This is a genomic window from Calidifontimicrobium sp. SYSU G02091 (assembly GCF_022631395.1).
Classification (GTDB): Bacteria; Pseudomonadota; Gammaproteobacteria; order Burkholderiales; family Burkholderiaceae_C; genus Calidifontimicrobium; species Calidifontimicrobium sediminis.
In genome coordinates, this window is record NZ_JALBGB010000011.1 from 66,799 (window position 1) to 92,123 (window position 25,325).

The following is a 25,325-nucleotide window of genomic DNA, read 5'->3' on the forward strand; positions in this document are numbered from 1 at the left end:
CGTCAGCCGGTCTTCTTCTCGAGCTCACGCACGCGCTCGCGCAGCCGGTGCAGCTGCCGCAGCGTCGCCGCGTTCTTCTCCCAGGACGCATTGTCGTCGAGCGGAAACACGCCGGTGTAGTGACCCGGCTGGCGGATCGAGCGGCTGACGAAACTGCCGGCCGAGACGTGCACGTGGTCGGCGATCTCGAGGTGGCCGGCAATCATCGCCGCGCCGCCGATCGTGCAGTGCGCACCGATCGTCGCGCTGCCGGCGATGCCGACACAGCCGGCCATCGCAGTGTGCGCGCCGATGCGCACGTTGTGCGCGATCTGGATCAGGTTGTCGAGCTTGACGCCGTCCTCGATGACGGTGTCGTCGAGCGCGCCGCGGTCGATGCAGGTGTTGGCGCCGATCTCGACGTCGTCGCCGATGCGCACCGCGCCGAGCTGCTCGATCTTCTCCCACCGCCCTTCGTGGGGCGCGAAGCCGAAGCCGTCGCCACCGATGACCGCGCCGGGCTGCACGATGCAGCGTGCGCCGAGGCGGCAGCCCTCGCCGACGACGACCCGCGGCGCGAGCCGCGTGCCCTCGCCGATGACCGCGCCGGCCCCGACGTGGCACTGCGCGCCGACGACCGCGCCCGCCTCGACGCGTGCGCCGCGCCCGACGAAGGCCAGCGCGCCGACCGACGCGTCGGGGTGCACCTGGGCACCCTCTTCGACGACGGCGGTCGGATGCACGCCCGCCGCAGCCGGCACGCGCGTGCGCCGAGCCCACCACTGCGTCAGGCGCGCGAAGTACAGGTAAGGATCGGCGGTGGCGATCGTCGCGGTGCGTGCCTCGCCACGCACTTCGGGGCTGACGATCACGCAGCCGGCCTGCGTCGAGGCGAGCTGCGCGCGGTAGCGCGGGTTCGCAAGGAAGCTCAGCGTCGAGCGATCGGCGCTGGCCAGCGGGCCGATGCGCGTCACGCACTGCTGCGGATCGCCGGTCAGCTCGCCGCCGAGCGCGGCGACGATCTCACCCAGCGTCGCCGCGGTCACTTGCCGTTGTTCAGCGCGTCGATCACGCGCCGGGTGATGTCGACGCGCGGGCCGGCGAACACGACCTCCTGCAGGATGAGGTCGTACTTCTCCTGGTCGAAGATCTGCTTGACGGCGCGGTTGGCACGGTCGAGCACCTGCGCCAGCTCCTCGTTCTTGCGCTGCGCGAGATCCTCCTGGAACTCGCGGCGCTTGCGCTGGAACTCGCGATCCTGCTCGACGAGTTCACGCTGGCGGCGGTTGCGCTCGCTCTCGGCCAGCGTCGGCGCATCACGGTCGAGGCGCTCGGAGGCCGCCTTGAGCTTGGCGGCCATGTCGGCGAGGTCCTTCTCGCGCTTGCTGAACTCGGCTTCGAGCTTGGCCTGCGCGGCCTTCGCGGGCTGCGAGTCGCGCAGCACGCGCTGCAGGTCGACGTAGCCGATCTTGAGCTCCTGCGCCTGCGCGAACGCGCCGGCGGCCAGCAGCACGACCGCGGCCAGCACCGACTTCCACTGCCTCGTGTCCATCAAAACGCGGTCCCGATCTGGAATTGGAAGTTCTGAATTGTATCGTTGCGCTCTTTGCGCACCGGCACACCGTAGCTCAGCTTCAGCGGGCCGACCGGTGACAGCCAGCTCAGGCCGACACCGACCGACGCGCGCAGCGACGACAGCTCGATCTTCTCGTCCTCGCCCCAGACGTTGCCGGCGTCGACGAAGCCGAACAGCCGCAGCGTCTTGTCCGCACCCGAGCCGGGCATCGGCGTGTAGAACTCGGCATTCAGGTTCAGCCGCTTCGGTCCGCCGGTGTAGGTGCCGGTGACGTCGACCGGACCGAGCGAGCCCTGCTCGAAGCCGCGCACCGACCCGAGGCCGCCGCCGTAGTAGTTCTTGAAGAACGGGTACGCGCGGTCGTCGAGCGAGACCCCGTAGCCCAGTTCGGCATTCAGCCCGAGTGTGTTGCGCGGGCCGAGCGCGAAGTACTGCTGAGCCTGCAGGTTCACGCGTGCGTAGCGCGTGTCGCCGGCCGCGCCCCACTCGAGGTTGACGCGCGTGTAGCGGCCGGTGGTCGGGATCAGCGCGCTGTCGCGGCCGTCGCGTGCCCAGCCCACCGTCAGCGGGATCGTCAGGCTGGTGTCGCCGTAGGCCTCGCGGTACAGGTACCAGCTGTTCGGCAGCGACGTGCCGCCGCGGATCTGCGTGCTCTCGACCCCGACACCGAAGAAGACGGTGTCGGACTCGGAGAACGGCACGCCGAAGCGGATCGAGCCGCCCGTCGTGACCAGGCTGTACGAGCTGCTCGAGGCGCTCGTCGGACGCGAGGTGCGGTAGAACACGTCGAACGCGCGCGACACCCCGTCGGCCGTGAAGTACGGGTTGACGCTCGACAACACGAAGTTGCGGTTGAAGCGGCTCGTGTTGACCTCGAAGCCGAGGTAGTTGCCGGTGCCGAAGATGTTCTCCTGCTTGATCGACGCCGTCAGCGACAGCTTGTCGGCGCTCGAATAGCCGGCACCCAGCATCAGGTTGCCGGTGGGCTTTTCGACGACCTTGACCGTCAGGTCGACCTGGTCGGGTGCGCCGGGCACCTCCTCGGTGTCGACGCTGACCTCGGTGAAGAAGCCGAGCCGGTCGACGCGGTCGCGCGAGAGCTTGATGCGCGCCCCGTCGTACCACGCCGACTCGAACTGGCGGAACTCGCGGCGGATCACCTCGTCGCGCGTGCGCAGGTTGCCCGCGACGTTGATGCGGCGCACGTAGACGCGCTGCTGCGGCTGCGCGACAAAGACGACGACGACACGGCCCGTGTTGCGGTCGATCTCGGGGCGTGGCTCGATGCGCGCGAACGCGTAGCCGTACAGGCCGAAGCGCTCGGCAAAGAGGCGCTGCGTGTCGGCGACGTCCTGCGCACGGTAGGGCTGCCCGGGCGTGACGCGCACGAGCGACTTGAACTCGTCGTCCTTGCCGAGATAGTCGCCCTCGAGCCGCACGCCGGTGACGAAGAACTGCTGCCCCTCGCGGATCGAGATCGTGATCGAGATGTCGGTCTTGTCGGGCGAGATCGTGACCTGCGTCGACTCGACCGCGAAGTCGAGGTAGCCGCGGTTGGTGTAGTACGCGCGCAGCGTCTCGAGGTCGGCGTTGAGCTTGGCGCGCGAGTAGCGGTCGCTCTTGGTGTACCAGGTCAGCCAGCCACCGGTGGTCTGCTCGAACAGGCCCAGCAGCGTGCGCTCGGGGAACACGGTGTTGCCGACGATGCGGATCTCGCGGATGCGCGCCGCGCCACCCTCGACGACGTTGAACGTGACGTTGACACGGTTGCGCTCGACCGGCGTGACCGTCGTGACGACCTCGGCCGCGTACAGGCTGCGCGAGAGGTACTGGCGCTTGATCTCCTGCTCGGCGCGGTCGACGAGCGAGCGGTCGAACGGCAGCCCTTCGCCGATACCGGCATCGCGCAGCGCACGGGTGATGACGTCGGTCTCGAACTCCTTCATGCCGACGAAGCGCACGCTCGAGATCAGCGGCCGCTCCTCGACGACGACGACGACGACGTCACCGTCGATCTCGAGCCGCACGTCGCTGAACAGGCCGGTGGCGAACAGCGCGCGCAGCGCCGCGGCCCCCTTGGCGTCGTCGTAGGTGTCGCCGACACGAAACGGCAGCGACGCGAACACGGTGCCGGGGTCGGTGCGCTGCAGGCCCTCGACGCGGATGTCCTTCAGCACGAACGGGTCGACGGCCCACGCGGGCGCGACGGCAGAGGCGGCCACCAGCGCGACACAGGCAGCCACCGGGCGCAGCACGCCCATCGGAATCGGAAAAGGCATCGGGCAGAAGGGAAGTCAGTGCAGGCCGAGCAAGCGGGCCACGTCGTTGGACAACGCGAGCGCCATCATCAGCAGCAGGATCAGTGCGCCGGCACGCTGCAGCCGCTCGAGCCAGGCCTCGGAGACCGGACGCCCGGTCACGCCCTCGTAGAAATAATACATGAGGTGCCCGCCATCGAGCATCGGCAGCGGCAGCAGGTTGAGCACGCCCAGGCTGACGCTGACGAGCGCGAGGAAACCAAGGTAGTACGCCAGACCCTGCGTCACCGACTGCCCGGCGTAGTCGGCGATCGTCAGCGGGCCCGACAGGTTCTTCAGCGACGCCTCGCCGATCAGCATGTTGCCGAGCATCTTCAGCGTCAGCGTCGAGACCTCCCAGGTCCGCGTGACGCCCTCGGCGATGCCCTCGAGCGGGCCGTAGCGCACCTTGACCATCTGCGGCGGCGGGCCGATGTAGGCGTCGATGCGGCCGGCCGCCGGCTTCGCCTCGGTGGCCACGCGCGGCGTGACCGTCAGTTCGATCACGCGGCCCGCGCGCTCGACCTCCCACGTCATCGGCACCGGCTGACCGTCGCGCACGGCCGCGACGATGCGCTCGCGCAGTGCCGCCGCGTCGGCGATCGCGACGCCGTCGACACGCAGCACGCGGTCGCCCGGCTGCAGCCCTGCGCGTGCCGCCGGGCCGCCGGGGCGCACTTCGCCCATCGTCGCCTCGCTGAACGCCGTGCCCAGGCCGATGCGGCGCATCAGCGTCGCGTCGACCTCGCGCGCACCGAGGCCGGCCAGTTCGAGCCGCAGCACGCGCATGCCGCGGCCGTCGCGATCGGTCACACGCAACTGCAGGTCGCGACCGCTCAGCGTGGCCTGCGTGACCTGCCAGCGCAAGTCGGTCAGCGAGCGCACCGGGGACCATGCCTCACCATCGGGCGACCATTCGACGACCCAGTCGCCGGCACGCAGCCCGGCGCGCTCGGCGACGCTGCCCGCCGGTGGCGTCGCCAGCACGGCTTTCGGCTCGTCGACGCCGATCCAGTGCGCGCCGGCGTACAGCACGACGGCGAGCACGAGGTTGGCCGCGGGCCCGGCCGCCACGATGAACGCGCGCTGCGCGAGCGGCTTGCGGTTGAACGCGAGGTCGCGCTCGTGGGGGGCCACCGGCCCCTCGCGTTCGTCGAGCATGCGCACGTAGCCGCCGAGCGGCAGCGCGCTGACGACGAACTCGGTGCTGTCGGGGGTGCGCTGGCGTCGCCACAGCACATGGCCGAAGCCGACCGAGAAGCGCAGCACCTTGACCCCGCAGGCGCGCGCCGCGCGGTAGTGGCCCCACTCGTGGATCACGATCAGGATGCCCAGCGTCAGCAGGAACGCGAGCACGGTCGTCATCGCGCGCGCTCCTGCACCTTCTGCCGCGCCGCGCTGCGCGCACGCGCGTCGAGCGCCAGCACGTCGTCGAGTCCGGGCCGGGCCGGCAGGTCCGGCAGCACGCGCGCGACGACGTCGGCATTGATGCGGTGGATGTCGGTAAACGCGATCGTGCCGGCGAGGAAGGCGGCCACCGCCTCCTCGTTGGCCGCGTTGAGCACCGCGGTGCTGCCCTCGGGGCCGCGCAGCGCGTCCCATGCGAGAAACAGCGACGGAAAGCGCCGCGCGTCGGGCGCCTCGAACGTCAGCGCACCGAGGCGCGTGAAGTCGAGCGGGTCGGCGCCGCACTCGATGCGCTCGGGGTGCGCCAGCCCCACGGCGATCGGCACGCGCATGTCGGGCGTGCCCAGCTGCGCGAGCACCGAGCGGTCGCGGCAGACGACCATCGAGTGGACGATGCTCTGCGGGTGGATGACGACGCGCACCTGCTCGGGCGCGAGGCCGAACAGCCAGCGTGCTTCGATGACCTCGAGCGCCTTGTTCATCATCGTCGCCGAGTCGACCGAAATCTTGCGCCCCATGACCCAGTTCGGGTGCGCGCAGGCTTCGTCGGGGGTCACGTCGGCGAGGCTGTCCGGGTCGCGCGCGCGGAACGGACCGCCCGAGGCGGTGAGCACGATGTGGTCGATCGTCTCGGGCCAGCGGCGGCGGTCCTCGGGCAGGCACTGGAAGATCGCCGAGTGCTCGCTGTCGATCGGCAGCAGCGTCGCGCCGCCGGAGCGGACCGCGTCCATGAACATCGCGCCGCCGACGACGAGCGCCTCCTTGTTGGCCAGCAGCAGGCGCTTGCCGGCGCGCGCAGCGGCCAGGCACGACGGCAGCCCGGCCGCGCCGACGATCGCGGCCATCACGGCGTCGACTTCGGGGTGCGCCGCCAGCTCGCACAGCGCGCGCGCGCCCACGTGCACCTCGGTGGCGACGCCGTGCGCACGCAGTGCCTCGCGCAGGCGCGCCGCGCCGGCGTCGTCGGCGACCACGGCATGGCGGGGACGGAAGCGAACGCACTGCTGCGCGAGGTCGTCGATGCGCGACTGCGCGCTGAGCGCGAACACCTCGTAGCGCTGCGGATGGCGCGCGACGACGTCGAGCGTGCTGCGCCCGATCGAGCCGGTCGCCCCGAGGATGCACAACCGTTGCGGGTTCATCGCGCGCAGTATCGGTCAGTGCCGGTGGCGCGGCGCCTCACGCGCGCACCAGCCCCAGCCCGGCGAGGGCGATCGGGAACACCGGCAGCAGCGCGTCGACGCGGTCGAGGACGCCGCCGTGTCCGGGCAGCAGCCCGCTGCTGTCCTTCGCACCGGCCGCGCGCTTGACGAGCGATTCGACCAAGTCGCCGACGACGCTCATCGCCGTGAGCACGGCGCTGCCAACGACGACGGCGGCGACGCCACCGGCATCGTGCAGCCGCGTGTACAGGCTGGGCGCGAGCTGCAGGTGGCGATCCAGCCACAGCCAGCCGAACGCCAGCAGCAGCACGCCGGCGACCCCGCTGTAGACGCCTTCCCAGCTCTTGCCGGGGCTGATCGTCGGTGCCAGCTTGCGGCGACCGAACGCACGTCCGCCGAAATAGGCCGCGACGTCGGCGACCCACACCAGGCACAGCACCGACAGCACGAAGTTCAGCCCCACGGCGCGAGACTGCGCCAGCGCGAGCCATGCGAGCCACACGGCGGACACGCCCAACGCCCACCGCAGCCCGCGCGGCAGGTGCGGCCAGCCGGTGGGTCCGGCGCGCAGCGCGAGCGTGCCCCCGACGATCCACAGCAGCGCGCCGAGCAGCCACAGCGCGGTTGGCGCCTTCTCGGTCCAGCCGAGGGACGCCGCCGCACCGCAGGCGGCCGCCACCGCCACGCCGCTGGCCAGCGCCAGGGCGCCGCCGACGCCGTTCAGGCGCGCCCACTCCCAGCCGGCCGCAGCGATCAGCAGCAGCGTCAGCGCCGCGAACGGCAGCGGATCGTCGGCCAGCAGGGCCGGCACGAGCAGCGCGAGCAGCACCACCGCGGTGACGATGCGCTGCTTGAGCATCAGGCGTTGGCGACCAGCTCGGAAGGCTCGGGTTGGACCATGCCGAAGCGCCGCTCACGCCGGGCGTACTCGCGCAGCGCCGCGTCGAGATCGTCGGCGTCGAACTCGGGCCACAGCCGCTCGCTGAAGTACAGCTCGGCATAGGCCGCCTGCCACAGCAGGAAGTTGCTCAGCCGCATCTCGCCGCCGGTGCGGATGAACAGGTCGGGGTCGGGCGCGTGGCTGAGCGCCATGTGGCGCGCGATCGTCGCCTCGTCGATGTGCGCGGGGTCGATGCCGGCGGCCGCGATGCGGCGGCAGGCCTGCACGACGTCCCAGCGCCCGCCGTAGTTGAACGCCACCGTCAGCGTGATGCGCCGGTTGTGCGCGGTCTGCGCCTCGGCGCGGTCGATCGCCTCGCGCACCTTGTCCGACACGTTGCTGCGGTCGCCGACGACGCGCACGCGAACCCCCTCGCACTGCAGGTCGGCGAGATGGTTCTGCACCGTGAACAGCACCAGGTTCATCAGCCCGGCGACCTCCTCGTCGGGACGCTTCCAGTTCTCCGACGAGAAGGCGAACACGGTCAGGAACTCGATGCCGCGCTCGGCCGCCGCACGCACGACGCGCACCATCGTGTCGACGCCGGCCTTGTGGCCGAAGACGCGCGGCAGGTGACGGCGGCGCGCGTAGCGTCCGTTGCCGTCCATCACGATCGCCACGTGCCGCGGCACGCGCGCCAGCGCGGCGTTGGCGGGAGCAGTGCTGAGATCGGTCACGACGGCAGCGCGTCTCAGACCGCCATGATCTCGGCTTCCTTGCCGGCGATCAGCTTGTCGATCTCGGCGACCATGCGATCGGTCAGCCGCTGCATCTCGTCGAGCAGGCGGCGCTCCTCGTCCTCGCTGATCGCCTTGTCCTTCAGCAGCTTCTTGGCGTGCTCGTTGGCATCGCGGCGCAGGTTGCGCACCGCCACCTTCGCCTCCTCGCCGGCGTGACGCGCGACCTTGGTGAGTTCGCGGCGGCGCTCCTCCGTCAGCGGGGGCATCGGCACGCGCAGCAGGTCGCCCTGCGACGACGGGTTCAGCCCGAGGTCGCTCTCGCGGATCGCCTTCTCGATCTTCGCGCCCATGCCCTTCTCCCAGGGCTGCACGCTGATCGTGCGGGCGTCGAGCAGGCTGACGTTGGCGACCTGGCTGATCGGCACCATCGAGCCGTAGTACTCGACGTGCACCTGGTCGAGCAGTCCCGGGTGGGCGCGACCGGTGCGGATCTTCTGCAGCTCGGCGCGCAGTGCGTCGAGCGACTTGGCCATCTTCTGCTCGGCCGTCTTGCGGATTTCGGCGGGGGTGGTCATCGAAGCACTCTCGTCACACGTGCACCAGCGTGCCCTCGTCCTCGCCGAGCACGACGCGCCTGAGCGCGCCCGGCTTGAAGATCGAGAACACCTTGATCGGCAGTTTCTGGTCGCGGCACAGCGCGAAGGCCGTGGCATCCATCACTTGCAGGTTGCGCACGATCGCCTCGTCGAAGGTGATGCGCGCGTAGCGCGTCGCGGCTGGGTCCTTGGCCGGGTCGGCGGTGTAGACGCCGTCGACCTTCGTCGCCTTGAGCACGATTTCGGCGCCGATCTCGGCACCACGCAGCGCCGCAGCGGTGTCGGTCGTGAAGAAGGGGTTGCCGGTGCCGGCGGCGAAGACGACGACCTTGCCCTCCTCGAGGTACTGCAGCGCCTTCGGCCGCACGTAGGGCTCGACGACCTGTTCGATCGCGATCGCGCTCATCACGCGCGCCGTCATGCCCTCCTGGCGCATTGTGTCGGCGAGCGCCAGCGAGTTCATGACGGTGGCGAGCATGCCCATGTAGTCGGCGGTCGCGCGGTCCATGCCGACCGAGCCGCCGGCCACGCCGCGGAAGATGTTGCCGCCGCCGATCACGACGGCGACCTCGCAGCCCAGCCGCGTGACGTCCTGCACCTCGCGCACGATGCGCACGATCGTCGCGCGGTTGATGCCATAGGCATCGTCGCCCATCAGGGCCTCGCCCGACAACTTCAGCAGGATGCGCTTGTACGCCGCCATCGACCGGGTTCCCTGAGTCACGCCGCCCGCTAGTGTAGGGCGGCGCGCCTCACCGCTGGCTTACTGGCCCTTGGCCGCAGCGACCTGCGCCGCGACTTCGGCCGCGAAATCGTCGGTCCTCTTCTCGATGCCCTCGCCGACGACGTACAGCGTGAAGCCCTTGACCGTCGTCTTCTTGTCCTTGAGCATCTGCCCGACGGTCTGCTTGCCGTCGGCGGCCTTGACGAAGACCTGGTCGAGCAGCGAGACCTCCTTCAGGAACTTCTGCACCGCGCCTTCGACCATCTTGGCGACGATCTCGGCGGGCTTGCCCGACTCGGCGGCCTTCTCGGTGGCGATGCGGCGCTCCCTGTCGACGAGATCGGCCGGCACGTCGGCCGCCGACAGCGCCGCCGGCTTCATCGCCGCGACGTGCATCGCGACGTCCTTGGCCGCGACGTCGTCGCCGTCGAACTCGACGATCACGCCGATGCGCGTGCCGTGCAGGTAGTGCGCGAGCTTGCCGCCACCGGCGTAGCGCTTGAAGCGCCGGATCGTCATGTTCTCGCCGATCTTGCCGATCAGGCCCTTGCGCACGTCTTCGACCGTCGGGCCGAAGCCGTCCTGCGCGAGCGGCAGCGCCGCGAGCGCAGCCACGTCGGCCGGTGCGTGCTGCGCGACGAGATCGGCGCAGGCCTTCGCGAACGCGAGGAACGACTCGTTCTTCGAGACGAAGTCGGTCTCGCAGTTGACCTCGACCAGTGCGCCGGTCGTGCCGGCCACCGACGCGGCGACGACGCCCTCGGCCGTGACTCGCGAGGCGGCCTTGCCGGCCTTGTTGCCGAGCTTGACGCGCAGGATCTCCTCGGCGCGGGCCATGTCGCCGTCGGCCTCGGTCAGCGCCTTCTTGCACTCCATCATCGGCGCGTCGGTCTTGGCGCGCAGTTCGGCGACCATGCTTGCAGTGATTGCGGGCATTGCCAGTGACTCCCTAGTAAAAGCAGGCCGCGGGCCCGCGGGCCCGCGGCATCGGTGTACCGTGCGGCCGCACGGGGCGCGCGCCCCGTGCGGCGTCAGGCGTCTTCGCTGACCTCGACGAACTCGTCGCCGCCGGCGACGGCCTGCACGACCTCGGCGGTCGCCTGCGCCTTGCCCTCGAGGACGGCGTCGGCCACGGCGCGCGCATACAGCGCGACCGCCTTGGCCGAGTCGTCGTTGCCCGGGATCACGTAGTCGATGCCCTCGGGCGAATGGTTGGTGTCGACGACCGCCACCACCGGGATGCCGAGCTTCTTCGCCTCGGCCACCGCGATCTTGTGGTAGCCGACGTCGATGACGAACAGCGCGTCGGGCAGCGCGTTCATGTCCTGGATGCCGCCGATGTCCTTGAGCAGCTTGTCGAGCTCGCGCTGGAACAGCAGGCTTTCCTTCTTCGTCATCTGCTCGGTGCCGGCCTCGGCCTGGGCCTGCATGTCCTTGAGCTTCTTCAGCGACCCCTTGACGGTCTTGAAGTTGGTCAGCATGCCGCCGAGCCAGCGCTGGTCGACGTAGGGCATCCCGCAGCGCTGCGCTTCCTGCGCGATCACGTCGCGCGCCTGGCGCTTGGTGCCCACCATCAGGATCGTGCCCCGGCGCGCGGCGAGCTGGCGCACGAACTTCAACGCTTCCTCGAACAGAGGCTGCGTCTTCTCGAGGTTGATGATGTGGATCTTGTTGCGATGGCCATAGATGTAGGGGGCCATCTTGGGGTTCCAGAAGCGCGTCTGGTGTCCGAAATGGACACCCGCTTCCAGCATTTCACGCATGCTGACGTTCATTGGGGGCTCCGAAGGTTGGGTCTAGAATCCGACGCTGATCGCAACCTCTGGTTACCTTCGTAACGCGGGCTGCGACACCTGTCGGTCGCCGGATTCGCGAGTCGTCGCCTGCACGGCACCGACGCGGCGGCGGTCCTCGGCGGACCCCCTCACGCCACAGCACGACGCTGCGCAGACAAACTTGTGAAGTATAGCACTCCGGCTTGGCCCGCCTGCGGCCGCGACACTCCGACCGTCCCCGCCGCCGCCCATTGGGCTTCGACCGCGACGCGGAGACGCTGATGCGCGTGGCCGTGATCGGCGCCGGCATCGTCGGCGTCACGACGGCGTACGAGCTCGCCCGCGACGGCCACGAGGTCGCCGTGTTCGAGCGCCGCACCAGCGTCGCCAGCGAGGGCAGCTTCGCCAACGCCGGCGTCGTCGCGCCCGGCTACGTCGCCCCGTGGGCGGCGCCCGGCATGCCGGCCAAAGTCCTGCGTCACCTCTTCGGCCGCCACGCGGCGGTGCGTTTCGCTGGCTGGCCCGACGCCGCCCTCGCCCGCTGGCTGTGGCGGTGGTGGCGCGAGTGCGCGCCCGCGCGTTACGCGGTCAACCGCGCCCGGCTGCACCGGCTGGCCGCCTACAGCCGTGAACGACTCGACGCGCTGACCGACGAACTCGGGCTCGACTACGAGCGTGCACGCGGCTACCTCGTGCTGCTGCGCACGCCGCGCGACGTCGAGCGTGCGCAGCCCGGTCTCGCCCTGCTGCGCGAGGTCGGCGCCCGCCACGAGTGCCTCGATGCCGCCGGCTGCCGGCGCATCGAGCCCGGCTTGAATGGCGACACGCCGCTGGCGGGCGGCATCCACCTGCCCGACGACGGCGTCGGCAACTGCCGCCAGTTCGCGCACGCCGTCAAGCAGGTCGCGCAGCGCCGTGGCGTGCAGTGGCATTTCGGCTGCGAGGTGCTGGCCGTGACGCCCGGCGCGCGCCCGCAGCTGACGCTGCGACGCGTTGCGCCGCAAGACGGCGTCGCCGCACCGCCGCATGCGCTCGACTTCGACGCCGTCGTGCTGTGCTCGGCGCTGGGCACGCTGCCGTTGCTGCGACCGCACGGCGCCCGACTGCCGATGGCGCCCGTCTACGGCTACTCGATCACGGCGCCGTTGCGTGACCTCGATGCGCAGGCGCTGGGCGCCCCGCGTGCGGCGCTGATGGACGAGACGTTCAAGGTGGCGATCAGCCGCCTCGGGCAGCGCGTGCGGGTGGCCGGCGGCGCAGAGCTCGGCGGCAGCCTCGAGCGGCTGCGCCCGCAGCCTTTCGCGACGCTGCACAAGGTGCTCGACGACTGGTTCCCCGGTGCCGCGCAGACCGCGCAGGCCCAACGCTGGAAAGGCGCACGACCGATGATGCCCGACGGCGCGCCGCTGCTCGGCGCGAGCGGCCTGCCCGGCGTGTGGCTCAATGCCGGCCACGGCTCGAGCGGCTGGGCGCTGGCGTGCGGCAGTGCGCGCGTCGTTGCCGACCTGATCGCCGGGCGCGAATGCGCGATCGACACCGACGGGCTCGGCCTGACGCGCTACCGGGCCGCCGCGCGTGCTGCCGTCGCCGCAGCGGCCCAGCCGGCGGCTTGAGTCGCCGCTGAACCGCCGGCTGCCACGCGCGCAGCGTCGGCGCGTGTCTCGCCTTGTGCGGGCGCTGCCCCTCCGGTAGCCTGCCGTCCATGCTCAGATTGATCGACGCCGATCCCGCCTCGCGGCCGCTGTTCGACACCGCCGCGACACGCCGCATCGAGCGCGCCGCCCTGGCGCGCGTGCCACCAGGCACCCTCGTGCGCCGCGCCGGACTCGCGGTGGCCAAGCTCGCGCTGGCGCTGCAGCCGCACGCACGGCGCGTGTGGATCATGGCCGGCCCCGGCAACAACGGCGCCGACGGGCTGGAAGCCGCCGCACGGCTGCAGGCCGCCGGGTTGCAGGCGCACGTGCACCTCGTGGCCGAGCGCGCGCGCCTCGGGCCGGACGCTGGCGAGGCACTCGCGCGCGCGCTCGCCGCCGGCGCCGACGTCACCGACGGTGCGCCGGCCGAGCCGCCGGCGTGCGACCTCGCGATCGACGCGCTGCTGGGCCTCGGCCTGTCGCGCGCGCCCGGGGGTGCGCTCGCGCAGGCGATTGCCGCGTTCAACCGCGTCGCGGCACCGCGGCTGGCCGTCGACCTGCCCTCGGGCCTCGACGCCGACCGCGGCGTCGCGCCCGGTGCAGCCGTCGTCGCGACCGACACCGTGACGATGCTGACGCTCAAGCCGGGGCTGTTCACGGCGCACGGACGCGACCTCGCCGGTCGCGTCTGGCTCGCCGACCTCGACGAGCCCGACGTCGCCGAGCCCCCCTCCGCCTGGCTCACGGGCGACGACGGGCCCGCACCACCGCGCCGCCACGCGCAGCACAAGGGCAGCTTCGGCGACGTCGTCGTCGTCGGCGGTGCAGCGGGCATGGTCGGCGCCGCGTGGCTCGCGGCACGCGCCGCGCTCGCCGCTGGCGCCGGGCGGGTCTACGTCAGCCTGCTCGATGCGACGGCGCCGCAATGGCATGCGGCGCACCCCGAGCTGATGGGCCGTGAGCGCGTGTGGACCGAGCACGTGCCGCTGCTGCGCACAGCCACCGTCGTCTGTGGCTGCGGCGGCGGGGACGCCGTGCGCGCCGCGCTGCCGACGCTGCTGGGCGCGGCGCCGCGGCTCGTGCTCGACGCCGACGCGCTCAACGCGATCGCCGCCGACGCGTCGCTGCGCTCGCTGCTGCGCGCGCGCCGCGACCGCGGCGCGGCCACGGTGCTGACCCCGCATCCGCTCGAAGCCGGGCGCCTGCTCGGCCGCAGCGCGGCCGACGTGCAGGCCGACCGGCTCGCCGCGGCCCAGGCGCTCGCCGACGCCGAGGGGGCCGTCGTCGTGCTCAAGGGATCGGGCACCGTGACGGCCGCGCCGGCGTGCCCGCCGTGGGTCAACCGCAGCGGCAACGCGGCGCTGGCCACCGCCGGCACCGGCGACGTGCTCGCCGGCTGGCTCGGTGGCCGCTGGGCCGCGCAGGGTGCGCCCGACCTCTTGGCCCTGCAGCGACAGTGCGCCGATGTCGTCGCGCGCCACGGTCGTGCTGCCGACCGCCACGGCAGCGCGACGGTGCTGCGTGCCGGGATGCTGGTCGAGGCGATGCTCGACGCCTGAGGGCTTGCTGCCGCGTCGCGGCGACGCGCGAGCGCTTAGCGGCGCTTGCGCGCCGCGGTCGACCGGCCGCCGCGACCCTTCGCGGAACCGGCCGCAGCACCGCCAGCGCCCTTGGCCCGCGTGCCCGCGCGGGCGCTGCGCGCGCCGGCGCGCGCGGCGCGGTCGCGCTCGCGCACCTCGTGCAGCGCCTGCACGGCGCCGCGCTCGGACGCCACGCGCCCGCGCGCGAGCAAGCGCTCGTCCTCGCCTTCGCGCACGAGGCGGAAGTCGATCTTGCGCCCGTCGAGGTCGACGCGGCTGACTTGCACGCGCACCCGCGTGCCCACGCCGTAGCGGATGCCGGTGCGCTCACCGCGCAGCTCTTGGCGCGCCTCGTCGAAGCGGAAGTACTCGCCGCCGAGTTCGGTGATGTGGACCAGCCCGTCGACATACAGCGCGTCGAGCGTGACGAACAGTCCGAAGCTGGTCACCGCACTGACGGTGCCCGAGAACTCCTCGCCCAGGCGGTCGCGCATGTAGCGGCACTTGAGCCACGCCTCGACGTCGCGCGAGGCCTCGTCGGCGCGGCGCTCGTTGGCGCTGCAGTGCACGCCGACGGCCTCCCAGCGTTCGGCCTCCTGCGTCGACGCCTTCGGCGCCTTGCCACCGCGGCGCAGCTTGGGCGCGTCTTCGACGACGCCGGTCGACAGGTGGTAGCGCTTGCCGTGCAGCAGCGCCTTGAGCACGCGGTGGATCAGCAGGTCCGGGTAGCGCCGGATCGGGCTCGTGAAGTGCGTGTAGGCCTCGTACGCCAGCCCGAAGTGGCTGCCCTTGATGCCGCTGTAGATCGCCTGCTGCATCGAGCGCAGCAGCATCGTGTGGATCTGCGCGGCGTCGGGACGGTCGCGCGTGGCGGCGGCGATCGCCTGGAACTCGCCCGGCGTCGGCTCCTCGCTCAGCCCCAGACCGATGCCCAGCGCGCGCAGGTAGTTCTGCAGCGTCGCGCGCTTCTCGGGCGTCGGCCCCTCGTGGACGCGGTACAGCGACGGGTGCTCGGCGCGCGCGATGAAGTCGGCCGCGCACACGTTGGCGGCGAGCATCGCCTCCTCGATCAGCCGGTGCGCCTCGGTGCGCACGCGCGGCACGATCTTCTCGATGCGGCCGTTGTCGTCGCAGACGATCTGCGTCTCGGTGGTCTCGAAGTCGACCGCGCCGCGCTTGGCGCGGTGCTTGAGCAGCGCGCGGTACACCTCGTGCAGGTGCAGCAGGTGCGGCACCAGCGCCTCGCGGCGCGCCGCCTCCGGGCCCTTGGTGTTGGCGAGGATCGCCGCGACCTCGGTGTAGGTCAGCCGCGCGTGCGAGCAGATCACGGCCGGGTAGAACTGGTACGCGGTGATCTCGCCGGCCGTGTCGACCAGCATGTCGCACACCATCGCCAGCCGGTCCTCGTGCGGATTGAGCGAGCACAGGCCGTTGCTGAGCTTTTCCGGCAGCATCGGGATCACGCGGCGCGGGAAGTACACCGACGTCGCGCGCTCGTAGGCGTCGCGGTCCAGCGGCTCGCCGGGCTTGACGTAGTGACTCACGTCGGCGATGGCCACGACGAGCCGCCAGCCGTTGAACGCGCTCTTGCCGCGCCCGCTCTTGTGCGGTTCGCAGTAGACGGCGTCGTCGAAGTCGCGTGCGTCCTCGCCGTCGATCGTCACCAGCGGCACGTCGGTGAGGTCGATGCGGTGGCGGCGGTCGATGGGGCGGATCTTGTCGGGCAGCGCCGCGGCCTGCGCGATCGCCTCGGGCGAGAAGCGGTGCGGCACTTCGTACTTGCGCACCGCGATCTCGATCTCCATGCCGGGGTCGTCGATGTCGCCGAGCACCTCGGTCACGCGCCCCACGGGCTGCGAGAACATCGACGGCGGCTCGGTCAGCTCGACCGCCACCACCTGCCCGGGCTGCGCGTTGGCGATCGCGTTCTTCGGGATCAGGATGTCCTGGCCGTAGCGACGATCCTCGGGCGCGACGACCCACACGCCGCCTTCGTGCAGCAGGCGCCCGATGATCGGCGCCTTGCGGCGCTCGACGATGTCGAGCACGCGCCCCTCGGGGCGGCCCTTGCGGTCGTAGCGCACGATGCGCACGCGCACGCGGTCGCGGTGCAGCACGGCGCGCATCTCCTGCGGGCTCAGGTACACGTCGGGCCCATCGTCGCGCACGACGAAGCCGTGGCCATCACGGTGGCCCTGCACGATGCCCTCGACTTCGCTCATCAGCGCGGCACCCGGGGCCAGGGTGCTCGTGGTTGGATCTTTTTTGATGCTAAACTTTCGTTCTCTTGATGCCGCGCAGCCTCGCGCAGCGACGGCGTCGATGCCCAGGTGGCGGAATTGGTAGACGCACTAGTTTCAGGTACTAGCGCTTAACGGCGTGGAGGTTCGAGTCCTCTCCTGGGCACCACACACGACACACGAGGCCGGCTCTGCCGGCCTCTTGCGTTTCAGATCTCGTACTTCTTCGCCAGGCCCTCGGGCCTGAGGTGATCGTACTCCTCGAACGGCTGGTGGATCCACGGACTCGTGGGCAGCAGCTCGACGTAGTAGTCGGGGGTGTAGCTCGACACCCCCTTGACCCAGATGACGGCCGAGCGCAGCTCGGCGATGGCCGGCATGCCGCGCAGACGCTCGACGACCGCGCGCAGCGTGACGCCCGAGTCGGCGAGGTCGTCGACGAGCAGCACGCGCCCGGCCAGCTCGCCCTTGGGCAGCGTGATGTACTTCGCCATGTCGAGCCGCCCCTGGATCGTGCCGCCTTCGGCACGGTACGAACTCGTCGACATGATCGCCAGCGGCTTGTCGAACACGCGCGACAGCACGTCACCGGGGCGCATGCCGCCGCGCGCGAGGCACAGGATCTGGTCGAACTCCCAGCCCGACGCATGCACCTTGAGCGCCAAGCGCTCGATGAGCATGTGGTACTCGTCCCACGAGACGTAGAGGTGCTTGCCGTCGTCGGTCAACATCTGGGGGTCTCCTGCGCTTGTTCAAGCCTGATACGGGTGGCGCAGCACGATCGTGTGCTCGCGGTCGGGCCCGGTCGAGACCATGTCGACGGGCGCGCCGATGAACTCCTGCACGCGCTCGAGGTAGCGGCGCGCGTTGACCGGCAGCCGCTCCCACTGCGTGATCCCTGCGGTCGACTCGCTCCAGCCCGGCAGCGTCTCGTACACCGGCCGGCACGCCGCGATGTCGTCGGCGTCGAGTGGCAGGATGTCGATGCGGCGGCCGTGCAGCTCGTAGCCGACGCCGACGCGGATCTCGGGCAGCCCGTCGAGCACGTCGAGCTTGGTAATGCACAGCCCCGAGACGCCGTTGATGACGATGCTGCGCTTGAGCGCCGCCGCGTCGAGCCAGCCGCAACGGCGCGCACGACCGGTGACGGTGCCGCGCTCGGCGCCGACCGTGCTCAGGTGATGACCCACGCTGCCCGGCTCGTCGATCGGCAGCTCGGTCGGAAACGGCCCCGAGCCGACGCGCGTCGTGTAGGCCTTCGTGATGCCGAGGACGTAGTGCAGCATCCCCGGGCCGACGCCCGAGCCCGCCGCGGCGTTGCCGGCGACGCAGTTGCTCGACGTCACGTAAGGATAGGTGCCATGGTCGATGTCGAGCAGCGTGCCCTGCGCGCCCTCGAACAGGATGTTGCGCCCCGCCAGGTGCGCCTGGTGGATCAGGTAGCCGACGTCGGCCATCATCGGCTTGAGCTGCTCGGCCACGCGCATCGCGTGGTCGTAGATCGGGGCGAACTCGAGCGGGCGGCTCTTCAGGTAGCCGGCAAGCGCGACGTTGTGCAGCTCGAGCAGCTCGCGCAGGCGGGCCGCGAAGCGCTCGGGGTGTTTCAGGTCCTGCACGCGCAGCGCGCGGCGCGCGACCTTGTCCTCGTAGGCCGGACCGATCCCCTTGCCGGTGGTGCCGATCTTGCCGCTGCCGCTGGTCTCGCGCAGCGCCTCGCGCGCGCGGTCGAGCTCGACGTGGAACGGCAGGATCAGCGGGCACGACTCGCTCAGGTACAGCCGCGAGCGCACCTCGAGCCCGATGCCCTCGAGGCGCTCGATCTCGCCGAGCAGGTGCGTCGGATCGACGACGACGCCGTTGCCGATGTAGCACGCGACGCCGTCGCGCATGATGCCGCTGGGGATCAGCTGCAGCGCCGTCTTGACGCCCTTGATGACCAGCGTGTGCCCGGCGTTGTGGCCGCCCTGGAAGCGCACGACGCCGTGCGCGTGGTCGGTGAGCCAGTCGACGACCTTGCCCTTGCCCTCGTCGCCCCACTGGGTGCCCACCACCACCACGTTGCGCCCGCGCAGGGGCGCTGCTGTCTGTGACGTCATCGTTCGTCCGGAAATCGTGCCCACTGCCGCCGCGCCGTCACAGCGCGCGCAGCACCCATTGCCCGCCGACCTCGACCAGTTCGCGGTCGCAGTCGAATTCGTCGACCTCGTGCTCGTGCCCGGGCAGGATGCACAGCACGGTCTCGCCGAGCGAGCGCAGCTTGCGCACCGCCTGGCGCAGTCGCTCGTCGCTGCTCCAGGGTGCGCGGATCGCCCCGCGCACGGGCGCGGGCGGTGCGAGCAGCGCGAGCGGCTTCAGGTCGAGGCTGAAGCCCACCGCCGGGCGGTTGCGCCCGAACACGGCGCCGACCTCGTCGTAGCGCCCGCCGCGCACGAGCGCGTCGCTCGAGCCGCTGGCGTAGACCGCGAAGCGCATGCCGCTGTAGTACGCGTAGCCGCTCATGTCGCCGAGGTCGAAGCCCACGCGCACCTGCGGGTGCATGCGCTGCAGCTCGGCGGCCAGGCGCTCGAGATCGTCGAGCGCCGCGTCGATCAGCGCGCGCCGCGGCAGCCGCTCGCGCGCCTGCGCGAGCACCTCCGGCCCGCCGTACAGCGCCAGCAGCGCGTGCAGCGCGGCGCGCCCTTCGGCCGGCACGAGCACGGCGAGCGCATCGAGCGCCGCCGGATCCTTGGCCGACAGCGCGTCGACGATGGCCTCGAGCTGCGTCGCATCGAGCGGTGCGCCGGCCAGCACGCCGCGCACGATGCGCGCGTCGCCGAGGTCGAGCACCGGCTGTTCGACGCCCGCCGCGCGCAGTCCGTCGAGCGCGAGTTCGATGACCTCGAGGTCGGCCTCGAGCCCGGCGTGGCCGTAGATCTCGGCGCCGAACTGCAGCGGCTCGCGCGTCGCGTGCATGCCGGCCGGGCGCGTGTGCAGCACCGGCCCGCAGTAGCACAGGCGCGCGACGCCCTGGCGGTTGAGCAGGTGCGCGTCGATGCGCGCGACCTGCGGCGTGGTGTCGGCGCGCACGCCCAGCGTGCGGCCGCTGAGCTGGTCGATCAGCTTGAAGGTGCGCAGGTCCAGCGCGTGGCCGGTGCCCGACAGCAGCGACTCGAGGTGCTCGAGCAGCGGCGGGATCACGAGCTCGAAGCCGTAGCCGCGCGCCAGGTCGAGCAGCGATCGGCGCAGGTCCTCGATGTGTCGCGCCTGCGCGGGCAGCACATCGGCGATGTGCTCGGGCAGCAACCAGGCAGACGTCATCGCAGGGGTGGCGTGTGAAAACGGCATTGTACGGGCCGCACTGCACGGCCTCGGCCTGCGCGCAGCCGCGGGCGGGACGCCGTCAGTGCAGGAACAACAGCGCGAGGACGACGCCGAGCAGCATGCTGCTCAGCCCGAGGAAGCGGATCTGCCCGTCGGTCATGCGCACCGCGCGTTCGAACACCTGCCGCCACAGCGCCGGGCTGAGGAACGGCAGCAGGCCCTCGAACACCAGCATCAGCGCGAACGCGCCGAGCAGGACGTCGCCCACGGCGCGTCAGCGCCCGGCGGGCGCCGCACCGCGCATCGCGCGGAAGAAGTCGCTGCCCGGGTCGACGACCATCAGGTCGTTCTTGCTCTGGAAGCTCGCGCGATAAGCCTCGAGGCTGCGGTAGAACTGCGCGAACTGCGGGTCGCGTCCGAACGCCTCGGCGTACAGCGCGGACGCGCGCGCGTCACCCTCGCCCTTGATCTTCTGCGCGTCGCGGAACGCCTCGGCGAGGATCACCTCGCGCTGGCGGTCGGCGTCGGCGCGGATCTTCTCGCCCTCGGCGGCGCCGGTCGAGCGCAGCTCGTTGGCCACGCGCTTGCGCTCCGACTCCATGCGGCGGTAGACGGCGTCGGTGATGTCGGCGACGAAGTCGACGCGCTTGACGCGCACGTCGACGATCTCGATGCCGAAGTTCTGCGACACCTCGGTGAGGCGGTCGCGCACGCCTTGCATCACGCGCTCGCGGTCGGTCGCGAGCACGCCGGTGACGGTCTGGCGCGTGATTTCCTCGTTGAAGGCGGCCTGCACCACCGGCGTCAGGCGCACGTCGAGATTGCGCATGTCGGTGCCGCTGTTGCGGATGAACTGGCGCGGGTCGCTGATGCGCCACTTGACCATCCAGTCGACGAGCACGCTCTTCTTCTCGGCGGTGAAGATCGGCCGCGGGTCGGTGTTGTCCAGCGTCTGGATGCGCTTGTCGAGGAAGACCACGTTCTGGAACGGCGGCGGCAGCTTCCAGTTCAGCCCGGGCTCGGTGATGACGGTCTTGATCTCGCCCAGCGCATAGACGGCGGCGATCTGGCGCTGGTCGACGACGAACAGCGTCGACGACAGCACCATCAGCAGCACGAGCAGTGCGGCGGCGATGGCTCCGATTCGGTTCATGTCGCGGGTCCTCGGGTCGTCAGCGGATGTCGCGCTCGCGGCCACGGCCGTCGCGCGCGCGCGCGTCCTGCGTGACGGCGGCGGCCGCGGCCGGCGCCGTGGGCACGTCGGTGCGCGGTGCCGCGGCGGGCGCGGGTGCCGACGCCGACTGCCGCATCAGCTGGTCGAGCGGCAGGTACAGCAGGTTGGAGCCGTTGCGGCTGTCGACCAGCACCTTGGTGACGTTGGAGTACACCGACTGCATCGTCTCCAGGTACAGGCGGTCGCGCGTGACGGCCGGCGCGCGCTGGTACTCGGCGAGCACCGAGCGGAAGCGCTGCGCGTCACCCTCGGCGGTGGCGATCACGCGCGCCTTGTACGCCTCGGCTTCCTCGCGCAGGCGTGCGGCGGTACCCTGCGCCTTCGGGATCACGTCGCTCGCGTAGGCCTCGCCTTCGTTGCGGAAGCGGTCGCGGTCGGCGCCGGCGCGCACGGCGTCGTTGAACGCCGCCTGCACCTGCTCGGGCACCTGCACGTTCTGGATGTTGACGTTGGTGATCACGATGCCGGCCTTCAGGCGGTCGAGCTGGCCCTGGATCGAGCGCACGAGGTCGGCAGCGATCGCGTCGCGGGCGGCATACAGCACCGAGTCGACCTGGCTGCGGCCGACGATCTCGCGCACCGCCGACTCGGCGGCGAGCACGACGGCCTCGTCGGGGTTGCGGTTCTCGAACAGGTACGCGCGCGAGTCGCTCAGGCGGTACTGCACCGTGAAGCGGATGTCGACGATGTTCTCGTCCTGCGTCAGCATCGACGAATCGCGCAGCCCGGTGGCCTGCAGCACCGTGTTGCGGCCGATGTCGACCGAGCGCAGCTGCGTGAACGGCACCGTCTCGTGCGCCTGGAACGGGTACGGCAGCCGCCACTGGATGCCGGCGTCGACGGTGGCGGTGTAACGCCCGAACGTCGTCACGACCGCCTGCTGGCCTTCCTGCACGATGTACACACCGCTGCCGAGCCAGATCAGCGCGACGACGCCGACGATCAGGCCGACGCCGATGCCCGCGCTCTTCATGTCGGGCGGCTGGAAGCCGGGGCCACCGCCCTGCCCGCCGCCGTCACCGCCGCCGAAGCCCTCGCGGCGCGGCCCCTTCTTGCCGCCGAACAGGTTCGACAGCTTGCTGTTGAAGTCTTTCCACAGTTCGTCGAGGTCGGGCGGGCCGTCGTTGCGCCCGTTGTTGAGCACCAGCGTGTCGCGGCGCCGGCCGCGCAGCACCGCGCGCCCGAGCGCGCGTGCGGCGGCCGCGACGGCGCGCAGGCGAAGGGCGAGCGGCTCGCGGTCGAAGGCAGAGGAATGCATGGTCATGCTTGCATCGGGGAAGGCGAAACCGGAACCGCGCGCACCGCGTCGACGGGCGCAGACGACGACGCCGAGGCGGCCGCGAGGCGCGCCATCAGACGGCGCAGCTCGGGCAGCCCGGTGCCGTCGAGGGCGCTGACGAACACACGCGGCGTGCGCTGCCCGCCGGCGCGCTCGACCGTGTCGACGAGCTCGCGCGGCCGGCGCGAGGGCTCGAGCCGGTCGACCTTGTTGAACACCAGCACCTGCGGGATGTCGTGCGCGCCGATCTCGGCCAGCACGCGCTCGACCTCGGCGATCTGCTCGTCGCGCGTCGGGCTGGCGGCATCGACGACGTGCAGCAGCAAGTCGGCGTCGACCGCCTCCTGCAGCGTGGCCTGGAACGCCTCGACGAGCTTGTGCGGCAGGTCGCGGATGAAGCCCACGGTGTCCGACAGCGACACCGAGCGGCCCGGCTCGCCGTCGGCCGGCGGCAGGTACAGCGAGCGCACCGTCGGGTCGAGCGTCGCGAACAGCTGGTCGGCGGCGTAGGTGCGCGCCTTCACGAGCGCGTTGAACAGCGTCGACTTGCCCGCGTTGGTGTAGCCCACCAGCGCGATGCGGAACGTGCCGCTGCGCTCGCGCGCGCGGCGCTGCGTCTGGCGCTGGCGCTTGACGCGGTCCAGCCGCGTCTTCACGCTGCGGATGCGCTCGCCGATCATGCGGCGGTCGAGCTCGATCTGCGTCTCGCCCGGGCCGCCGCGCGTGCCGATGCCGCCACGCTGGCGCTCCAGGTGGCTCCAGCGGCGCACGAGCCGCGTCGACAGGTACTGCAGACGCGCGAGCTCGACCTGCAGCTTGCCTTCGTGGCTCTTCGCGCGCTCGGCGAAGATCTCGAGAATCAGCGCCGTGCGGTCCGACACCGGCACGCCGAGGTGCCGCTCGAGGTTGCGCTGCTGCACCGGCGACAGCGCCTGGTCGAAGATCACGCCCTGCGCGCCGTGCTGCTGCACCAGCGCCTTGATCTCGTCGGCCTTGCCGCTGCCGACGAACAGCGCCGCGTCGGGCGCCTTGCGCCGCGCGAACACGCGCGCGACGACTTCGTCGCCGGCCGATTCGGCGAGCTGGGCGAGTTCGTCGAGCGTCGGGTCGAACGACGAGCCGGGGCCGAGGTCGACGCCGACCAGCACCACGCGGGCGGCGCCCGGCGCCGGTGCGGTCGACAGTTCTGCGGTGGTCAAGGTGTGCGTGCGGCGCAAAGCGGACGGCAAAGGCCGGTCAGGACGCCTCGCCGGCGTCCTGGGCGTGGAAATTCACGGCGCGGCCGGGCACCACGGTGGAGATCGCGTGCTTGTAGACCATCTGCGTGACGGTGTTGCGCAGCAGGACCACGTATTGGTCGAACGACTCGATGTGGCCCTGCAGCTTGATGCCGTTGACGAGGTAGATCGACACCGGCACGTGTTCCTTGCGCAGGAGGTTCAGGAACGGGTCTTGTAGTAGCTGCCCTTTGTTGCTCACGATATTCTCCGTGTTGGATGCCGAGGATCGCGGCACGTTAACACAGCGCCGCCGCGGCCGAGACGCGCCGGCGCGATCACCGCGTCGGTTAAGTGTCGCGCTCGACGAAAGGGTTCCGCGCCGAGCGCAGTTCGATGCGCAGCGGCGTGCCGACGAGCTGGAAATGCTCGCGGATGCGGCCCTCGAGGTACCGCTTGTAGGCGTCGGTGACGTGTTCCAGCGCGGTGCCGTGGATCACGACGATCGGCGGGTTCATGCCGCCCTGGTGCGCGTAGCGCAGCTTGGGCCGGAACGCGCCGGCGCGCTTGGGCGCCTGGTGCGCGACGGCGTCGAGGACCAGGCGCGTGAGCACCGGCGTGGGCAGCTTGCGCGTGGCCGACGCGTAGGCCTCGCCGATCGCCTTCCACAGCGGCCCGAGCCCCTGGCGCTTGAGCGCCGAGATGTGCACGCGCGGCGCGTAGCGCAGGAACGCCAGCCGCTGCTCGAGCGAGCGCTCGAACTGCTCGCGCTGGTAGCGGTCGGCGGCGTCCCACTTGTTGACGGCGATCACGACCGCCCGGCCGGCGTCGAGGATGTAACCGGCGATGTGCGCGTCCTGCTCGCCCACACCCTGCGTCGCGTCGAGCAGCAGCACGACGACGTGCGCGTCGGCGATCGCCTGCAGCGTCTTGACGACGGAAAACTTCTCGACCGCCTCGAACACGCGCCCCTTGCGGCGCAGCCCGGCGGTGTCGATCAGTTCGTAGCGGCGCCCGCCGCGTTCGAGCGGCACGCGGATCGCGTCGCGCGTCGTGCCCGGCTGGTCGAACGCGACCAGCCGCTCCTCGCCGAGCCAGGCGTTGATCAGCGTGCTCTTGCCGACGTTGGGGCGCCCCGCCACCGCCAGGCGGATCGGCCGCTCGCCCTCGTCGCCCTCTTCAGCTTCGTGCGCGGGTGGCGGCAGCACCTCGAGCACCGCCTCCATCAGGCTGCGGATGCCCTGCCCGTGCGCCGCCGAGATCGGGTGCGGCTCGCCGATGCCCAGCTCGTGGAATTCGGCCAGGCGCGGCGAGTCGGACATCCCCTCGGCCTTGTTGACCGCCAGCAGCACCCGCTTGCCGGCCTGGCGCAGATAGCGCGCGATGTCGTGATCCTGCGCCGACAGCCCGGCGCGCAGGTCGACGACGAAGATCACGGCGTCGGCCTCCGCGACCGCCTGCATCGTCTGCCGCGCCATCGCCGCGACGATGCCGGTGGGCTTCTGCGGCTCGAAGCCGCCGGTGTCGACGACGATCAGCTCGCGGCCGCCGAACTTGGCGTCGCCGTAGTGGCGGTCGCGCGTGAGCCCCGGCAGGTCGGCGACGATCGCGTCGCGCGTGCCGGTCAGCCGGTTGAACAACGTCGACTTGCCGACATTGGCGCGGCCGACGAGCGCGACGACGGGCTTCATCGCCCTGCTCCGC

Annotated in this window: 23 protein-coding genes and 1 tRNA gene; 3 read left to right on the forward strand and 21 right to left on the reverse strand. The window is 71.4% G+C overall.

The genetic code is table 11. The annotated features are described in order from the left end of the window. Nucleotides 1-2: 2 nt before the first annotated feature. The 11 genes from lpxD to rpsB form a co-directional block, all read right to left on the reverse strand. Nucleotides 3-1,025 (reverse strand): UDP-3-O-(3-hydroxymyristoyl)glucosamine N-acyltransferase, encoded by a 1,023-nt coding sequence (gene lpxD, locus MOJ79_RS09010; protein ID WP_241923849.1) that lies wholly within the window; start codon nt 1,023-1,025, stop codon nt 3-5. Next, complete coding sequence (locus MOJ79_RS09015; protein ID WP_119354589.1) at nt 1,022-1,531, reverse strand: OmpH family outer membrane protein; 510 nt, start codon at nt 1,529-1,531, stop codon at nt 1,022-1,024. Before MOJ79_RS09015 ends, lpxD begins: the two co-directional genes overlap by 4 nt. Further along, complete coding sequence (gene bamA, locus MOJ79_RS09020) at nt 1,531-3,834, reverse strand: outer membrane protein assembly factor BamA (protein ID WP_241923850.1); 2,304 nt, start codon at nt 3,832-3,834, stop codon at nt 1,531-1,533. Before bamA ends, MOJ79_RS09015 begins: the two co-directional genes overlap by 1 nt. Nucleotides 3,835-3,849: 15 nt before the next feature. After that, nucleotides 3,850-5,217, reverse strand: coding sequence for an RIP metalloprotease RseP (gene rseP, locus MOJ79_RS09025; RefSeq protein ID WP_241923851.1), 1,368 nt, complete (start codon nt 5,215-5,217; stop codon nt 3,850-3,852). Beyond that, the gene (ispC, locus tag MOJ79_RS09030; protein ID WP_241923852.1) at nt 5,214-6,401 is read right to left on the reverse strand and encodes a 1-deoxy-D-xylulose-5-phosphate reductoisomerase; all 1,188 of its coding nucleotides are present in this window, start codon (nt 6,399-6,401) and stop codon (nt 5,214-5,216) included. The genes rseP and ispC overlap by 4 nt, the downstream gene beginning before the upstream one ends. Nucleotides 6,402-6,438: 37 nt before the next feature. Next, nucleotides 6,439-7,281, reverse strand: a complete 843-nt coding sequence (locus tag MOJ79_RS09035; protein ID WP_241923853.1) for a phosphatidate cytidylyltransferase — start codon at nt 7,279-7,281, stop codon at nt 6,439-6,441. Further along, nucleotides 7,281-8,039 (reverse strand): polyprenyl diphosphate synthase, encoded by a 759-nt coding sequence (gene uppS, locus MOJ79_RS09040; RefSeq protein ID WP_336606318.1) that lies wholly within the window; start codon nt 8,037-8,039, stop codon nt 7,281-7,283. The genes MOJ79_RS09035 and uppS overlap by 1 nt, the downstream gene beginning before the upstream one ends. A gap of 14 nt (nt 8,040-8,053) precedes the next feature. Then, nucleotides 8,054-8,617: a ribosome recycling factor gene (gene frr / locus MOJ79_RS09045; protein ID WP_119287137.1), complete on the reverse strand. Its 564-nt coding sequence runs from the start codon at nt 8,615-8,617 to the stop codon at nt 8,054-8,056. A 13-nt stretch (nt 8,618-8,630) separates the two neighbouring features. Continuing rightward, entirely contained in the window at nt 8,631-9,341 is a 711-nt protein-coding gene (pyrH, locus tag MOJ79_RS09050) for a UMP kinase (RefSeq protein WP_119287135.1), read from the reverse strand. A 60-nt stretch (nt 9,342-9,401) separates the two neighbouring features. Further along, on the reverse strand, nt 9,402-10,298 hold the full coding sequence (gene tsf / locus MOJ79_RS09055; protein WP_241923854.1) for a translation elongation factor Ts: 897 nt from the start codon (nt 10,296-10,298) through the stop codon (nt 9,402-9,404). A gap of 95 nt (nt 10,299-10,393) precedes the next feature. After that, nucleotides 10,394-11,137, reverse strand: coding sequence for a 30S ribosomal protein S2 (rpsB, locus tag MOJ79_RS09060; RefSeq protein WP_119287130.1), 744 nt, complete (start codon nt 11,135-11,137; stop codon nt 10,394-10,396). A 281-nt stretch (nt 11,138-11,418) separates the two neighbouring features. Here rpsB and MOJ79_RS09065 point away from each other — a divergent pair, with 281 nt between their 5' ends. Together MOJ79_RS09065 and MOJ79_RS09070 are read left to right on the forward strand one after the other, a co-directional pair. Next, the gene (locus MOJ79_RS09065) at nt 11,419-12,750 is read left to right on the forward strand and encodes a D-amino acid dehydrogenase (protein WP_241923855.1); all 1,332 of its coding nucleotides are present in this window, start codon (nt 11,419-11,421) and stop codon (nt 12,748-12,750) included. Between the two features lie 89 nt (nt 12,751-12,839). Beyond that, entirely contained in the window at nt 12,840-14,330 is a 1,491-nt protein-coding gene (locus tag MOJ79_RS09070) for an NAD(P)H-hydrate dehydratase (protein WP_241923856.1), read from the forward strand. A 35-nt stretch (nt 14,331-14,365) separates the two neighbouring features. On the opposite strand, the gene rnr is transcribed toward MOJ79_RS09070, so the two are convergent. Continuing rightward, nucleotides 14,366-16,573 (reverse strand): ribonuclease R, encoded by a 2,208-nt coding sequence (gene rnr / locus MOJ79_RS09075; protein ID WP_241923857.1) that lies wholly within the window; start codon nt 16,571-16,573, stop codon nt 14,366-14,368. Nucleotides 16,574-16,675: 102 nt separating this feature from the next. Here rnr and MOJ79_RS09080 point away from each other — a divergent pair. Next, nucleotides 16,676-16,760 (forward strand) — tRNA-Leu (locus MOJ79_RS09080). A gap of 40 nt (nt 16,761-16,800) precedes the next feature. On the opposite strand, the gene MOJ79_RS09085 is transcribed toward MOJ79_RS09080, so the two are convergent. The 9 genes from MOJ79_RS09085 to der form a co-directional block, all read right to left on the reverse strand. Beyond that, nucleotides 16,801-17,322, reverse strand: coding sequence for a phosphoribosyltransferase (locus MOJ79_RS09085; protein WP_241923858.1), 522 nt, complete (start codon nt 17,320-17,322; stop codon nt 16,801-16,803). 21 nt (nt 17,323-17,343) lie between these two features. Beyond that, nucleotides 17,344-18,687: an adenylosuccinate synthase gene (locus MOJ79_RS09090; protein ID WP_119287119.1), complete on the reverse strand. Its 1,344-nt coding sequence runs from the start codon at nt 18,685-18,687 to the stop codon at nt 17,344-17,346. 37 nt (nt 18,688-18,724) lie between these two features. Continuing rightward, entirely contained in the window at nt 18,725-19,888 is a 1,164-nt protein-coding gene (locus MOJ79_RS09095; protein ID WP_241923859.1) for an ATP phosphoribosyltransferase regulatory subunit, read from the reverse strand. Nucleotides 19,889-19,970: 82 nt separating this feature from the next. After that, nucleotides 19,971-20,159 (reverse strand): DUF2065 family protein, encoded by a 189-nt coding sequence (locus MOJ79_RS09100; protein WP_241923860.1) that lies wholly within the window; start codon nt 20,157-20,159, stop codon nt 19,971-19,973. Nucleotides 20,160-20,165: 6 nt separating this feature from the next. Further along, a complete protein-coding gene (hflC, locus tag MOJ79_RS09105) occupies nt 20,166-21,044 on the reverse strand; it encodes a protease modulator HflC (RefSeq protein ID WP_119287112.1) in 879 nt (292 codons plus the stop codon). 19 nt (nt 21,045-21,063) lie between these two features. Further along, nucleotides 21,064-22,383, reverse strand: coding sequence for an FtsH protease activity modulator HflK (gene hflK / locus MOJ79_RS09110; protein WP_241923861.1), 1,320 nt, complete (start codon nt 22,381-22,383; stop codon nt 21,064-21,066). Nucleotides 22,384-22,385: 2 nt separating this feature from the next. Next, nucleotides 22,386-23,603, reverse strand: coding sequence for a GTPase HflX (gene hflX, locus MOJ79_RS09115; RefSeq protein ID WP_241923862.1), 1,218 nt, complete (start codon nt 23,601-23,603; stop codon nt 22,386-22,388). A gap of 37 nt (nt 23,604-23,640) precedes the next feature. Next, on the reverse strand, nt 23,641-23,883 hold the full coding sequence (hfq, locus tag MOJ79_RS09120) for an RNA chaperone Hfq (RefSeq protein ID WP_119287110.1): 243 nt from the start codon (nt 23,881-23,883) through the stop codon (nt 23,641-23,643). Nucleotides 23,884-23,971: 88 nt separating this feature from the next. Beyond that, nucleotides 23,972-25,312: a ribosome biogenesis GTPase Der gene (der, locus tag MOJ79_RS09125; protein WP_241923863.1), complete on the reverse strand. Its 1,341-nt coding sequence runs from the start codon at nt 25,310-25,312 to the stop codon at nt 23,972-23,974. Nucleotides 25,313-25,325: the final 13 nt, after the last annotated feature.